We start from the raw sequence: 14,344 nt of genomic DNA on the forward strand, positions 1-14,344 counted from the left end.
CCGACCACCAGTCCCAAGCCCACCACCAAAGGCAAAATGATCCGTTTCACGCCAGTTCCTAGGATTCGTGCGAAAGCGAGTGGGTGCCGCGGGGCATGCTCTGCGCCGCTCATCGACTCTTGACCACGAAAGCCCGCGAATCAGGCCTCTGTCAACGACAAAATCACGAGCCCAACTGAAAGGCCCCATAGATTGTCACAGGCGTGACAATCTATGGGGCGTAGTCCGCCGCATCGCCGGTACGCGATGCCGCCACTGCCTGACCGCGAACGACGCGGTCTGCAAGTTTCAGCCTCGCTGCTGCGCGATCGCGTACAGCGCTATGCCGGCGGCGACGCCGGCGTTGAGGCTCTCAAGACCCGTGGCCATCGGGATCGAGACGATCTCGTCGCAGGTCTCACCGACAAGCCGTGACAGTCCCTTGCCCTCGCTGCCGATCACGACGACCAGCGGGCCGTCGATCATCTGCGAGTCGGCCACATCGACGGTCCCGTCGGCGGCCAGACCGATGACCATGCAGCCATCGTCCTGGAAGTCCTTGAGAGTCCGGGTGATATTGGTGACCCGGGCCACCGGCACACGTGCAGCCGCACCGGCCGACGTCTTCCAGGCAGCTGCCGTGATCTGCGCGGCACGACGTTCGGGGATCACCACGCCGTGAGCACCGAAGCCCGACGCGGAGCGGATGATCGCACCCAGGTTGCGGGGATCGGTGATGCCGTCGAGCACCAGGATCAGCGCCGGCTCGTCGCGTTCGGCGGCAAGGGCCATCAGTTCGTCCGGCGAGGCGTACTCGTAGGCATTGAGCTTGGCGGCGATGCCCTGGTGGACGGCTCCACCGGTGAACTTGTCGAGCTCGACGCGTCCGACCTCGAGCAAGCTGACGTGCTGCTCGGCCGCGAGTTTGAAGATCTCGCGGATCTTCTCGTCGCGATCGGTTCCTTCTGCGACGTACAACGCATGCACCGGCACGGTCGCCTTGAGCAGTTCGAGAACCGAGTTGCGTCCGGCCACCCACTCGGCGGCGTCGCCCTGCTTGCGCTTGGGACGGGCCTGCTCGCGCTTGGCGGTGGCGTTCTTCATCTTGTAGATCTTGTGATTGGGCCGATCTTCGGCGCGCGGCGTCGGCCCCTTGCCTTCGAGACCCTGACGGCGACGTCCACCCGATCCGGCGGTGGGATTGCCCTTGCCGGTCTTCTTGATCGCACCCTTGCGCTTGCTGTTGCCTGGCATGTTCTCTAGCCCTTCACGGACCAGCGCGCACCCTGCGGCGTGTCCTCAATGTCGATGCCCGCCGCCGCCAGCTGGTCGCGCACCCGGTCGGCGGTGGCGAAGTCCTTGGCGGCACGTGCTTCCTGGCGCTGTTCGAGCAGCCCCTCGACGAGGGAGTCGATCACCTGCGCTGAAGCCGCATCGTTACCTCCACGATCCCACGTCGGGGACACAGGATCCAAACCGAGCACGTCGAGCATCGTCCGGACGTCGGCCAGCGCGGCTGTCAGCTCGGCCGAAACTCCGCCGGAGAGCAAGGAGTTGCCTTCGGTCACTCTGCTCTGCAGCACCGCGAGCGCGGCCGGGACCGACAGGTCATCGTCCATCGCGGCGGCGAACGCTTCCGGCACGTCACCGAGCTCGCCGGCTCCGGTGATCTCGATCGCGCGACGGACAAATCCCTCGATCCGGCCGAATGCCGTCGCGGCCTCGGCCAGCGACTCCTCGGAGAATTCGACGATCGAGCGGTAGTGCGATGCCGCGAGGTAGTAGCGCAGGTCGATCGGCCGGACCCTTTTCACGACCTCGCTGACCATCAGAGTGTTGCCGACCGACTTGCTCATCTTGGCGCCGGCCAGGTTGAGCATCGCATTGTGCATCCAGAACCGGGCGAACTTCTGCCCCGCCGCCCGCGACTGGGCGAGCTCGTTCTCATGATGCGGGAAGCGCAGATCGAGGCCGCCGCCGTGGATGTCGAATTCATGGCCGAGGTATTTGGCGGCCATCGCCGAGCACTCCAGGTGCCAGCCGGGCCGTCCGCGTCCCCACGGCGTCTGCCACGAAGCCGACTCCGGATCGCCGTCCTTGTGCCCCTTCCACAGCGCGAAGTCGCGCCCATCGCGCTTGCCCTCAGGCGGCGCGTCCTCGGCGTTGAGCATGTCGTCGACCTTCTGGTTCGACAGCTCGCCGTACGCGGGCCACGAACGTACGTCGAAGTACACGTCGCCGGAGCCATCGCTCGCGGCGTAGGCGTGACCGTTGTCGATCAGGGTGTGCATCATCTCGATCATCTCGGGCACGACACCGGTCGCACGGGGCTCGTACGTCGGCGGGATGCAGCCCAGCACCTCGTACGCCGCGTGGAGCGCGCGTTCGTTCTCATACGCCACCGCAAACCACGGTCGGCCCTGCTCGACGCCCTTGGCCAGGATCTTGTCGTCGATATCGGTCACATTGGCCACGATCGACACTTCGAGTCCCGAACGCATCAGCCAGCGACGCAGGACGTCGAAGACAACTTCCTTGCGGATGTGGCCGATGTGCGGGGGACCCTGCACCGTCAGCCCACAGTGATAGATCGACACCTGTCCGGGGATGACCGGGACAAGCTCGCGAATCTGCCGGGACGCAGTGTCATACAGGTGAAATGCCACGGGGCAACCCTATCGGCTCCCTGGCTCGGTCGAGCCATCGCGAACTGTCACATCAGCCCCATGGGTCACATCCGTCGCATACTATGGGCCGATGCGTCGTCATCTTCCCCCGCTCGTCGCCCTGTTCCTCGGCCTGACCATGCTGTCGGCCGTCCCCGCGAGCGCAGCATCCGACCAGGCCGCCTTCGCCCGCTGGACGTACAGCCGCGACTTCGCGAAGGGAACGTCCACCGGGCTCAAGGCCGGCACCGGCAAGCTGACCCTCGGCACGGGCACCAAGGTCTACAAGTACAAGGACTCACGGGTCTCCGGCAGCAAGAAGTCCTACGATCGCGGCTACTGGACCGGCCCGTGGACCAAGACCGGCTTCAGCGCCAAGAGCCTGATCCCGTCGTGGAGCATCACAACGCCGACGGGCACCTGGGCCCGCATCGACGTTCGCGTCCGCAAGGGTGCGACGGTCGGCAGCTGGGACAACGTCGCCCGTTGGGCGACCGACACCTCGCATATCAAGCGCGCGTCGTACGGCACCCAGACCGACGACCTGGCTCGCCTGTCGACCGACACCGTCATCGCCAATTCCGGCAAGTCATTCGACCAGTGGCAGGTCAGAGTCGTGCTGCACAAACCGAAGGGCTCCAAGACCGGCCCCACCTTGCATGCCGTCAACGGCGTTGCAGCAAGTTACACCGCACGCAATCCCAGCACGACAACAGCCACGACGATGACTAAGACAACAGACCTCGCGGTGCCGATGTCATCGCAGATGATCCACCGTGGCCAGTTCCCCCAATGGGGTGGCGGCGGTGAGGCGTGGTGCTCGCCCACCTCGACCTCGATGATCCTGCGGTACTTCGGCAAGGGGCCGAAGAAGGCCGACTACACCTGGTCCAAGTACGCCGACTCCTTCGTCGACCACGCGGCGCGATACACCTTCGACTACGCCTACGACGGCACCGGCAACTGGCCGTTCAATTCCGCCTACGCCGCAAACTATTCGCTCGACACCTTCGTCACTCGCTTGTACAACCTGCGTGAGGCCGAGGCCTTCATCAAGGCCGGCATCCCATTGGCCGCCTCGGTGGCCTTCGGGAAGGGTGGCCTGACCGGGGCCCCGATCTCGTCGACGCCCGGCCACCTGATGGTGATCCGCGGCTTCACCGCCGACGGCCGAGTCATCGCGAACGATCCGGCGGCGGCAAACAACTCCACGGTGCGCCGGATCTACTCGCGGGCACAGTTCGAAAAGGCCTGGCTCAAGGGCAGCGGCGGCGTTGTCTACGTCATTCGCCCGGCCAGCAAAGCACTGCCCAAGGACACCGCCCGCTGGTAACCCCGGTCGACGGAAGAATCGGGTTTTGTCCGCGGTATCGCGGACGGAACCCGATTCTCTCGTCCACCCGTTATCGTGCCGAGACCTGTATCGAGTGATAGCCCGTCGCACCGTCGGGCAGGACGTCCGCCCGCTTGGCGGTCTGCGTCCGACCGTCGCGGTCAGTGGCCCGCACCTGGATCTCGTGATCTCCCTCATCGGCCGACCAGTCGACGCTCCACTGCACCCACGTGTCGACGTTCGGGACCTCGCCCAACCTCGCCTCGCGCCACGGTCCACCGTCGATGCTGACCTCGACCTTCTCGATGCCGACGTGCTGCGCCCAGGCGACACCGGCGACCTTCGTCGCGCCGACACCGACCGAGGCCCCGTCGCGGGGTGCATCGATGCGTGACTGGGTCTTGACCGGGCCCCGCTCTCCCCAGCCTCGTTGGGTCCAGAACGCTTCGAAATCGGCGAACCGGGTCACCTCCCAGTCGGTGACCCACTTGGTCGCCGAGACATAGCCGTAGAGGCCGGGCACGACCTGCCTGACCGGAAAGCCGTGCGGGACCGGCAGCGGTTCACCGTTCATCGTCAGCGCCAACATGGCATCGCGACCGTCGGTCAACGCGTCCAGCGGCGTGCCGCACGTCCACCCGTCGTCCGAGGTCGACAGCAAGGCGTCCGCGCCCTCGCCGATTCCAACCTCGTCGAGGATCGACTTGATCGACACCCCGCCCCACAGCGTATTGCCGATCAGATCGCCCCCGACCCGGTTGGAGACGCAACAGATCGTGATCCACGCATCGTCGAGGCCGCGATCCAGCAGATCCTGATAGGTCAGGGTCAGCTCACGTTCGACCATGCCGTGGATCCGCAGTGACCAATCGTCCGGGTCGATCAACGGCGGCGTGAGAACTGTGTCGATGCGGTAGAAGTCGCGATTCGGCGTCAGCCACGGTCCCTGACCCGACACGGCCAGATCTGTTCCACCCGGCACCGTGACTCGGCTGGCCGGCAGCCTCAGCGTGGCCCGAACCTTCTCGATGGCCTGCCTGCGACGGTGACGCGACGCCAACAGCTGACTTGCCCCGCCCACGACGACGGTCGCGACGACCAGGCCTCCCATGAGCCGCAGAAACGCGCGCCGACCCTGCGGTGCGAGCAGCTCATCGCGCAACGACAACCGCAGCACCACGAGCACCACGAACCCGGACGCCACGCAGGCAAACACGCCCGGCGCGGAGCTGTACGGCCGCGACAGCACCGAGACGACAGACACCGACACCAACAGGGCCACCAACAGGAAGGAACGCAGACGGTGCACGCGCCACCACGAACCGGCCAGCGCCCCCAAGGCGACCGTCCCGATCACAACACTCGCTACCGCCAAGGGCTTGTCCTTGGTGCCGACGACCTCGATGATCGCGTGCGCGACTGGTCCCGGCGTCACGTCGATGACCGACTGACCGACCGACAGGATCGGGGACTCCCGAAGGTCCAGCAGCGCGGCAAGACCTTCGCTCACGGCGATCGCCGCGCAGGCAGCGATCGCCCCACAGACTCCAGACACTCGTGATCTCACCAGATCATCGTCGCCTGGATGGCCAAAGCCCGCAGAACGTACGGCATGATCGTCTTGTGAGTTCTGTACGCATCGGTGTCGGCACCGACGTCCACCGTCTCGTCGACGGCCGTCCCATGTGGTTGGCGGGACTCCACTGGCCGGACGAAACCCAGGGTCTCGAAGGCCACTCCGATGGCGACTGTGTCTCCCACGCGATCGTCGACGCTTTGCTGAGCGCCGCCGGACTCGGCGACATCGGCAGCAACTTCGGCACCGGGGATCCGGCTTGGGCCGGCGCGGCGGGCGTCGACTTCCTGGCCGAGACTGCCCGGCGTCTGAGCGAGAACGGCTGGGCAGTCGGCAACGTGTCGGTCCAGGCGATCGGCAACCGTCCCAAGATCGGCACCCGCCGCGAGGATGCCCAGCGCGTGCTCAGCCAGGCGGTCGGCGCCCCCGTCAGTCTTTCGGCCACGACGACCGATGGCCTGGGCCTGACCGGTCGCGGCGAGGGCATCGCGGCGATCGCCACGGCGCTCGTCCACCCCGCCTGACCCAGTTCGCGACCAACGACGAAGCCCCCGTCTCAGCGAGACAGGGGCTTCATTCGTCACAGCGTCGGTTCAGGAAGCGAGAACCTCGTCGAGGCGCGTCTCGGCCTTGTCCTCATTGGTCTTCTCGGCGAGCGCAAGCTCGGAGACGAGGATCTGGCGCGCCTTGGCCAGCATCCGCTTCTCACCCGCGGACAGTCCACGCTCGTGATCGCGGCGCCACAGGTCGCGAACGACCTCGGCAACCTTCAACACATCACCGGAGTGCAGCTTCTCGAGGTTTGCCTTGTAGCGGCGCGACCAGTTGGTCGGCTCCTCGACATGCTCAGCACGAAGGACGCCGAAAACCCGCTCGAGTCCAGCCTCGTCGACAACATCGCGAACTCCGACCAGATCGAGGTTGCATGCCGGAACACGAACCACCAGATCGTTCTGCGAAACGATCCGCAGGACGAGGTACTCACGCTCCTCACCCTTGATCGTCCGGGTTTCGATATCTTCGATGACTGCAGCTCCGTGATTGGGGTATACAACCGTTTCGCCGACAACAAAAGTCATAGAGAAAATGCCTTTCCTAGACCACTAGGATACCACGCGTAAACGACGTCTACCGCTGTCGTTTCAGGCCTTCGGCGCCATAGCAGACGACCTACGAGCAGGTCAAAGGCAAATGTCTGCGGCCGTTCGGATAGCATCTCCTCGGGTACCCAAGCCCCCGAGACACCGACCGAAAGCAGTGATCTGGTGAGCCCTGTACGACGTCGCCGCGTGGCGGCCGCCTCCCTTGCCCTGGCAACGATGCTGGCCCTTGGTGCATGTGGCACGGGCTTCAGCGCCCAGACCAACCAGGTCTATCAGCCGGCTGTGGGAGCCAACGCCCGGGGAGACGTCGATGCGTTGAACACGCTCCTGGTCGCCAACTCCAATGGCACCGCGACGCTCTCGGTCGGTCTGCAGAACAACCTCGACGAGGCGCAGCAGTTGTCGTCCGTTGAGGTCACGACGCTGGACGACAAGGCCCTGACGGTTCGTAGCCCGAAGATCCTGCTGCCGCTGGAGCCCCACGAGCTCACGACTCTGGGCGGAGTCAAGGGCTCACTCGTCTTCGTCGTGACCGAAGGCGCCGACCCGGGCAAGTACGTCAAGGTGACATTCACGTTCACCGACTCGGGATCCCTCACCGTCGAGGCCCCGGTCGTCGCACGCACAGCGGAGTACGACTCCGTTGCCGGTAGCGCTTCCGCGGAGTAACTCACACGTCGCCACGAGCCCTTGTCCGTCCGACGGACAAGGGCTCGTGGCTTTTTGTGGGCGACCCACGGCCAGAACGACAGAACCCCCGCAGCGGCAGGCAGCAGGGGTTCAGATCGAAAGTCGTCCTAGGAGAGTTGTCCCGTGACGAGGAAGACGACCCTGCGGGCCATCGACACGGCATGATCGCCGATGCGCTCGTAGTAGCGGCCGAGCAGTGCGACGTCGACGGCCGGCTCGACGCCGTGGTCCCATGAGTCGCCGAGCAGCGAGCGGAACAGGTCCTTGCGCAGCAGATCCATCTCGTCGTCCTCGGACTCCAGAAGCGCCGCCTTCGCGACGTCCCGGTTGGCCACGATGCGCGACGCCGAATCGATCATGGAGTCGGCGACGGACGCCATCGACAGGATCGTCGGATGCAGGTGATCCGGTACCGCGGAGTCAGGCATGCGACGCCGAGCGATCTTGGCGACGTGCACCGACAGATCTCCCATCCGCTGCAGATCGGCCAGCATCCGCAGCGTCGCGACGAGCTGACGAAGGTCGGTCGCGACCGGTTGCTGGGTCGCCAGCAACAGGAGCGTGCGCTCCTCGATCGTCTCGGTCGCTTCGTCGATGTCCTTGTCGCCGGCGATGACGGACTCGGCAATCTGGCCGTCTGCTTCGAGCAGGGCTTTGGTCGCGTCGGCGACGGCACGCCGGACTGTCCCGGTCAGGTCCACCAGGTCGTCGACGATGGCATCGAGCTGTTCGTAATACTGATCGCGCATGTCCCACACCTTAGGCACGCCGGGTGAACGGACGGCGACGCCCGGTGAACGGGACGTGAACGCCAGTGGAAACCCCGCTGCTACAAGGGCCTATCGGGCGGCTGCAGGGTGAATGGACCCCTACGATCAAGGTGTGGACACCAGCGCAGTCATCGCGATCGCCGGAGCAATCGGTGCGGTCGTCGGCGCCGCCATCACCTATCTGTGGCGATTCAGCGAAAGGCAGCAACAGGCCGTGGAAGAGCCGCCTACCGTCGTGCCCCCGGGCGCCGAGCTCGTGTTGTCGGTCCTGTCGTCATCAGCCGTGCTGATCGACTCGGGCGATACCGTCGTCAAGGCATCGGCCCCGGCCTTCGCGATGGGTCTGATCAATGAGGACCGTCTGGAGTCCGACGAACTGATGAGCCTGGTCCGGCAAGTACGCCGCGACGGGCAGGTCAGGGAAGCCGACGTCTCATTGCAGCCCAAGCGCGGCAGCACCGCATTCATCCACGCCCGGGTCGCACCGTTGACGTCCCGCCTGATCCTCGTCCTTGCTGACGATCGCACCCGTGAACAGCGAGTCGAGTCGATCCGCCGCGACTTCGTGGCGAATGTCAGCCACGAACTCAAGACGCCGGTCGGGGCACTCACTCTGCTGGCCGAGGCAGTCGGCGAGGCCAAGGACGATCCGGAGGCGGTGGTGCGGTTCTCGGGCCGCATGCACCTGGAGAGCGAGCGTCTGACTCGTCTGGTGCAGCAGATCATCGACCTGTCGCGTCTGCAGAACAATGTGCTCAGTGACGAAGCGGCCGCGATCAAGATCGGCGATCTGATCTCCGAGGCGTGTGAGCACTCGGCCACCGAGGCAGAACACAAGCACATCGAGATCGTCGCATCGGTCGAGCCCGATCTGTTCGTTCACGGCGACCGCGCCCAACTGCACGCGGCGGTCAGCAACCTGGTGGAGAACGCCGTCACCTACAGCCCTGACGGCTCCCGCGTCACGGTCACCGGGCAACGCGACGGCCTCGACGTGCGCCTGACCGTCACCGACAACGGCATCGGCATCCCGGGCGACGAGCTCGACCGGATCTTCGAGCGGTTCTATCGGGTCGATCCCGCCCGCGCCCGATCCACCGGGGGCACGGGTCTGGGACTGTCGATCGTCAAGCACGTCGCGGCCAGCAACGGTGGCAGCGTCGAGGTGTGGAGCGAGCCGGGTCTCGGTTCGTCGTTCACACTCGTGCTGCCGGCCCATCATCAAGACATCGAAGAAGACATTGAGAGTCTCGACAACATGAAGGGGAACAAGTGACCAAGGTACTGGTCGTTGAGGACGAGGCGAGCTACAGCGAGGCGCTGTCGTACGTCCTGCGCAAGGAGGGGTTCGACGTCGCGATTGCCGAGACGGGCCCCGATGCGCTGACCGAGTTCGACCGGGGCGGGGCCGACATCGTGCTCCTCGACCTCATGCTGCCGGGTCTGTCCGGCACCGAGGTGTGCCGGGCACTGCGGCAGATCTCGTCGGTGCCGATCATCATGGTCAGCGCCAAGGACACCGAGGTCGACAAAGTCGTCGGTCTCGAACTCGGTGCCGACGACTACGTCACCAAGCCGTACTCGCCCCGCGAGCTGGTGGCTCGGATCAAGGCCGTCCTGCGTCGCGGCGCGACCGACGATGTCGACGACAACGCCTCGCTCGAGGCGGGTCGGGTACGCATGGACGTCGACCGCCACCTCGTCACGATCGATGGTGTCGCGGCCAAGTTCCCGCTCAAGGAATTCGAGCTGCTGGAGTACTTCTTGCGCAACCCGGGCCGGGTTCTGACCCGCGGCCAGCTCATCGACCGGGTCTGGGGCGCCGATTACGTGGGCGACACCAAAACCCTCGACGTCCACGTCAAGCGCCTGCGCGCCAAGATCGAGGCGGACCCCACGAACCCCGTCACCCTGACAACCGTCAGAGGCCTGGGCTACAAATATGACTCGTGACGAGGCCGCCCGCGGCCGAGCTCACGAGGCAGGTTGAGCGACTCACGGCGAAGCCGTCAGCTGTCGAAACCAGGTGAGCTGACCGCACAAAGTGACCCAGCGCTAGCGGCCCTGATTGGCCACCGCGGCTATGGCGGCTTCGGCCGCTGCCGGATCTAGGTACGTTCCGCCCTCAACGACCGGCTTGAGGTCGGCGTCTAGTTCGTAGACCAGCGGGATGCCGGTCGGGATATTCAATCCCACGATGTCGTCCTCACTCACACCGTCGAGGTGCTTGACGAGCGCCCGCAACGAGTTGCCGTGCGCCGTCACAAGCACGATCCGGTCATCGAGCAGGTCAGGGACGATCGCGTCGTACCAATACGGCAGCATGCGGTCGAGGACGTTCGACAACGCCTCGGTCCGTGGCAGGAGTTCATCGGGCAGGGAGTTGTACCGCGGATCGGCGGCCTGGCTGAACTCCGAGTCGTCGTCAAGCGCCGGCGGCGGGGTGTCGTAGGAACGGCGCCACGTCATGAACTGCTCTTCGCCGAACTCTTCCAGCGTCGCCTTCTTGTCCTTGCCCTGCAGTGCACCGTAGTGACGCTCATTGAGGCGCCACGAACGCTTGACCGGGATCCAGTGACGGTCGATGCCGTCGAGGACGATCTGTGACGTGCGGATCGCACGACGCAGCAAGGAGGTGTGCGAGACATCGGGCAGCAGACCCGCATCGGCGAGCATCGTGGCGCCGTTGTGGGCCTCCTCGACACCCTGCTCGTTGAGGTCGACATCGACCCATCCGGTGAACAGGTTCTTGGCGTTCCACTCGCTGTGGCCGTGACGCAGCAGGATCAAGGTGCTCATGACATCGAGCCTATTGGGTCATTCTCCCGCCGATTCGGCGCCCTGCCACTCTTGAAAGATCCGATGCAGGGCTTGTACGTAATCGTTCTGCGACTGGATTCCGGCCAGAACCCATCGCTGTTCGATCACGACGTAGGGCAACTGCTCGATCTCGAGGCTTGCGGCGGTGTCGGCCTGGGTCCGGACCACGTCGGCGTACTCGGTGCTGGCCAACAGGCCTTCGGCCGTCTCCAGATCGAGTCCCACCAGCGCAGCCCGCGTGGCCAGCGTGAACGGATCCCCGATGTCGGCACCCTCCAAAAAGTGGGCCCGCCACAATTGGTGCAGGAGATCACGCTGGATCCCCGGCCCCGCCTCATAGGCCCAGGTCAGCAGACGCCAGGCATCGAATGAATTGGCCGCGACTGCCTCATCGAAGTTGAGATCGATCGCGGTGATCTTCGCCGCCGCAGTCACCCTCGCGTTGATGAGCTCGACCTGATCACGACCACCCAGGCGCTTTTCGAGCACCTTCATGAGCGGGAGACCGTCATTACTCTCGTCAGGTTCGAGCAGATGCGCCCGGTAGGCGATCTCGACCGGCTCACCGGTCAGGATCGAGAACATCGCCGCCGCCCGCTCGAAGCGGGTAGCCCCGATGTACGCCCACGGGTCCGTCACATCGGCAAATATGATGACCTTCACGACAGAAACGCTACGCGATCGCTGGTCATGAGGTGACAGTTCCCGTTCAGGGCTTGAGATGTTTGAACGCGTCGAGGTTGCGGGTCGACTCCCCGCGCGATTCGCGCCACTGCCATTCCTTGCGGATCGACGATGCGAAGCCGAGTTCGAGAATCGTGTTGAACGACTCGTCGGCGTAGGTCAACACCGCGCCGAGCAACCGGTCGATCTCGTCGTTCGTCACGGCCTCCAGCGGCAACCGGCCGTCGAGATAGATGTCGCCGGCCGAATCGACCGCGAATGCGACGCCGAACATCTTGAGATTGCGTTCGAGCAGCCAGCGGTAGACAACTTGGTGATTCTCATCGGGGTTACGCGCGACGAATGCGTGGATACCCAGCGAATGCTTGCCGATCTCGAGACGGCACGTCGTCTGGAGCTTGCGTTCACCTGGCAGCGTGACCTCGAAGATGCCAGGCCGATGTTCGGTGTAGGCCAGCTCGGCGGCGTCGAGCGCCTCGACGATCGTGGTCCTGACTTTGTCGGTCATGGCTGCTGCTCCTCCTGATGGGCCGTGACGGCTTCTGCATAGACAGCCAAGGTCCGATCGGCCGTGACATCCCAGCCGAAGCCCTCGGCATGACGGACGGCCTTGTGGCTCATCGCCTCCCGCACCTCGGGCTCGGTGAGCAGTGGATGGATCGCGGCGGCGAAGTCGGCGGGGTCGTGGCCGTCGACCAACACACCGCTGACACCGTCGGAGACCGCCGTCGTGAGACCACCGACCCGAGCTGCCACGACGGGCGTGCCGCAGGCCTGCGCCTCGATCGCCACGAGTCCGAAGGATTCGTTGTACGAGGGCACGCACACGACCGAAGCAGCGGCGTACCAGTCGGCCAGCTCCCGCTGCGAAACCGTGGGCACGAACCTAACGACGTCCTCGATACCCAGATCGGAGGCCAGATCGGTGAGCATCGTCGGCTGGTCGAGACCCGAACCCGAAGCCCCGCCCACCACCGCGACGACCAGCCGCTCACGCAACCCGGGATCACGCGACAACATGACCGCGGCTGCCCGCAGGACGACATCGGGGGCCTTGAGTGGCTGGATCCGTCCGGCGAACATGAGCAGCGCGGCATCCGGCGCGATACCGAGCAGCTCGCGCGCCTCGTCATGCCGTCCGGGCCGGAACACCTCGACATCGACGCCGGGATGCACGACCGCGACCCGGTCAGGCTCGGCTTCGTACAGGTCGATGAGTTCACGCCGCTCTTCGGCGGTGTTGGCGATCAACCGGTCGGCAAGCCGGACGATCTCTTCCTCACCGTAGATACGACCGATCGGCTCGGCCGCATCACCTTCGGCGAGAAGTGAGTTCTTGACCTTGGCCATGGTGTGCATCGTGTGCACCAAAGGGACGTTCCACCGCTCGCGCGCAACCGTCCCGACCTGCCCGGACAGCCAGTAGTGCGAGTGCACGAGGTCGAAGTGTCCGGGTTCGCGCTCCACCTCGGCGCGCAGCACATCGCGCACGAACGAGCACAGCTGTGACGGAAGATCATTCTTTTGCAGGCCCTCGAACGGACCGGCGGCCACATGGTGGACCCGGATTCCTGGCTCGGCGTCGACGAAGGGCGGCTGATGGCGTGATGTCGCACGGGTGAAGATCTCGACCTCGATGCCACGGGCCGCCAGCTGACGGGAGAGTTCCAGAACGTAGACGTTCATGCCACCCGCGTCACCATCTCCTGGCTGTTCGAGTGGAGAGGTGTGCGCCGAGAGCATCGCGACTCGCCAAACCATGTGCACCGCCTTTCCGTTCCATAGTCCCACCCTGCCCCCACACCGCATCGTCGGCTGTCTGTCACGATGGGCTCATGCCCACAGCCGTCGTCACCGGAGCCAGCAGCGGTATCGGAGCTGCCACCGCCCGAAAGCTCGCCACCGCCGGATTCCACGTCTTCTGCGTGGCCCGCCGAACCGACCGCATCGAGGCACTCGCCGCCGAGATCGGCGGCACCGCCGTGACGTGCGACGTGACCGACCCGGATCAGGTCGCTGCGCTCGCAGACACGGTCGGGCCGACGCTCGACCTGCTGCTCAACAACGCAGGCGGCGCGATCGGCAGCGATCCGGTCTCGTCGGCGGATCCCGATGGCTGGCGACAGATGTACGAGGTCAACGTCATCGGAACGCTGCTGGTGACCAAGGCCCTCCTCCCCGCGCTCGTCGCGAGTGGCGCGGGCACCCTGGTCAACCTGGGCTCTATCGCTGGGCACCTGACGTATGAGGGAGGTGCCGGCTACACCGCTGCCAAGCACGGCCTCACCGCGATGACCGAGACCTTGCGACTCGAGCTCAACGGCCAGCCCGTGCGGGTCACCGAGATCGCCCCCGGCATGGTGCGAACCGACGAGTTCTCGCTCAACCGGTATCACGGTGACGCGGCGAAAGCCGATGCCGTGTACGCAGGAGTCCGTGAGCCGTTGGTCGCAGACGATATCGCCGACGCGATCGTGTGGGTCGCAACCCGCCCCCCGCACGTCAACATCGACCTGATGGTGCTCAAACCCATCGCGCAGGCTGCACCGCACAAGGTGCACCGAGAGCTCTGATCAGCCGCACCCTCCACCTCTGTTGGTTTCCCATGAGACCTAGGGACGTTGTCACGCACCTAGCATCCCAGCGCGACTCACCAAGGGTGATTGTCACGCGCCTCCTGCCACAGCGCTGGGTGCGTGACTACAAGGCGAGGCCTCATGGGA

Annotated in this window: 15 protein-coding genes; 6 read left to right on the forward strand and 9 right to left on the reverse strand. The window is 65.3% G+C overall.

Annotated elements, in window-relative coordinates; all coding sequences use genetic code 11:
* Positions 1–288: 288 nt before the first annotated feature.
* Together rlmB and cysS are read right to left on the reverse strand one after the other, a co-directional pair.
* On the reverse strand, positions 289–1,233 hold the full coding sequence (gene rlmB / locus ACXJKC_RS11955; protein WP_456696941.1) for a 23S rRNA (guanosine(2251)-2'-O)-methyltransferase RlmB: 945 nt from the start codon (positions 1,231–1,233) through the stop codon (positions 289–291).
* Between the two features lie 5 nt (positions 1,234–1,238).
* The gene (gene cysS / locus ACXJKC_RS11960; RefSeq protein ID WP_456696942.1) at positions 1,239–2,645 is read right to left on the reverse strand and encodes a cysteine--tRNA ligase; all 1,407 of its coding nucleotides are present in this window, start codon (positions 2,643–2,645) and stop codon (positions 1,239–1,241) included.
* A 91-nt stretch (positions 2,646–2,736) separates the two neighbouring features.
* Here cysS and ACXJKC_RS11965 point away from each other — a divergent pair, with 91 nt between their 5' ends.
* Entirely contained in the window at positions 2,737–3,978 is a 1,242-nt protein-coding gene (locus tag ACXJKC_RS11965; RefSeq protein ID WP_456696943.1) for a peptidase C39 family protein, read from the forward strand.
* A gap of 70 nt (positions 3,979–4,048) precedes the next feature.
* On the opposite strand, the gene ACXJKC_RS11970 is transcribed toward ACXJKC_RS11965, so the two are convergent.
* Positions 4,049–5,545 (reverse strand): molybdopterin-dependent oxidoreductase, encoded by a 1,497-nt coding sequence (locus ACXJKC_RS11970; RefSeq protein WP_456696944.1) that lies wholly within the window; start codon positions 5,543–5,545, stop codon positions 4,049–4,051.
* 56 nt (positions 5,546–5,601) lie between these two features.
* Here ACXJKC_RS11970 and ispF point away from each other — a divergent pair, with 56 nt between their 5' ends.
* Positions 5,602–6,078 (forward strand): 2-C-methyl-D-erythritol 2,4-cyclodiphosphate synthase, encoded by a 477-nt coding sequence (ispF, locus tag ACXJKC_RS11975; protein WP_456696945.1) that lies wholly within the window; start codon positions 5,602–5,604, stop codon positions 6,076–6,078.
* A gap of 69 nt (positions 6,079–6,147) precedes the next feature.
* Here the strand turns inward: ispF and ACXJKC_RS11980 are convergent, their stop codons facing one another.
* Positions 6,148–6,633 (reverse strand): CarD family transcriptional regulator, encoded by a 486-nt coding sequence (locus ACXJKC_RS11980; protein WP_056211551.1) that lies wholly within the window; start codon positions 6,631–6,633, stop codon positions 6,148–6,150.
* A gap of 186 nt (positions 6,634–6,819) precedes the next feature.
* On the opposite strand from ACXJKC_RS11980, the gene ACXJKC_RS11985 reads away from it, so the two are divergent.
* Positions 6,820–7,326, forward strand: coding sequence for a hypothetical protein (locus tag ACXJKC_RS11985; RefSeq protein WP_456696946.1), 507 nt, complete (start codon positions 6,820–6,822; stop codon positions 7,324–7,326).
* Positions 7,327–7,454: 128 nt separating this feature from the next.
* Here the strand turns inward: ACXJKC_RS11985 and phoU are convergent, their stop codons facing one another.
* Positions 7,455–8,096: a phosphate signaling complex protein PhoU gene (gene phoU / locus ACXJKC_RS11990; RefSeq protein ID WP_456696947.1), complete on the reverse strand. Its 642-nt coding sequence runs from the start codon at positions 8,094–8,096 to the stop codon at positions 7,455–7,457.
* 133 nt (positions 8,097–8,229) lie between these two features.
* Here phoU and ACXJKC_RS11995 point away from each other — a divergent pair, with 133 nt between their 5' ends.
* Positions 8,230–9,393, forward strand: a complete 1,164-nt coding sequence (locus ACXJKC_RS11995) for a sensor histidine kinase (protein ID WP_456696948.1) — start codon at positions 8,230–8,232, stop codon at positions 9,391–9,393.
* Positions 9,390–10,070, forward strand: a complete 681-nt coding sequence (locus tag ACXJKC_RS12000) for a response regulator (RefSeq protein WP_456696949.1) — start codon at positions 9,390–9,392, stop codon at positions 10,068–10,070. Before ACXJKC_RS11995 ends, ACXJKC_RS12000 begins: the two co-directional genes overlap by 4 nt.
* A gap of 102 nt (positions 10,071–10,172) precedes the next feature.
* Here ACXJKC_RS12000 and ACXJKC_RS12005 read toward each other — a convergent pair whose 3' ends face one another.
* Genes ACXJKC_RS12005 through mshA form a run of 4 tightly spaced genes read right to left on the reverse strand, consistent with a single transcriptional unit; the run spans position 10,173 to position 13,382 of the window.
* Positions 10,173–10,916 carry a phosphoglyceromutase gene (locus ACXJKC_RS12005; RefSeq protein ID WP_456696950.1) on the reverse strand — a complete coding sequence of 248 codons (744 nt, stop codon included), beginning with the start codon at positions 10,914–10,916 and terminating at the stop codon, positions 10,173–10,175.
* 18 nt (positions 10,917–10,934) lie between these two features.
* Positions 10,935–11,600, reverse strand: coding sequence for a DsbA family oxidoreductase (locus tag ACXJKC_RS12010; protein ID WP_456696951.1), 666 nt, complete (start codon positions 11,598–11,600; stop codon positions 10,935–10,937).
* A gap of 46 nt (positions 11,601–11,646) precedes the next feature.
* A complete protein-coding gene (locus ACXJKC_RS12015; RefSeq protein WP_456696952.1) occupies positions 11,647–12,129 on the reverse strand; it encodes a YbjN domain-containing protein in 483 nt (160 codons plus the stop codon).
* Entirely contained in the window at positions 12,126–13,382 is a 1,257-nt protein-coding gene (gene mshA, locus ACXJKC_RS12020) for a D-inositol-3-phosphate glycosyltransferase (RefSeq protein ID WP_456696953.1), read from the reverse strand. The genes ACXJKC_RS12015 and mshA overlap by 4 nt, the downstream gene beginning before the upstream one ends.
* 74 nt (positions 13,383–13,456) lie before the next feature.
* On the opposite strand from mshA, the gene ACXJKC_RS12025 reads away from it, so the two are divergent.
* The gene (locus ACXJKC_RS12025; protein ID WP_456696954.1) at positions 13,457–14,194 is read left to right on the forward strand and encodes an SDR family oxidoreductase; all 738 of its coding nucleotides are present in this window, start codon (positions 13,457–13,459) and stop codon (positions 14,192–14,194) included.
* Positions 14,195–14,344 lie beyond the last annotated feature (150 nt).

The sequence above is a fragment of the Aeromicrobium sp. P5_D10 genome, from assembly GCF_054049535.1.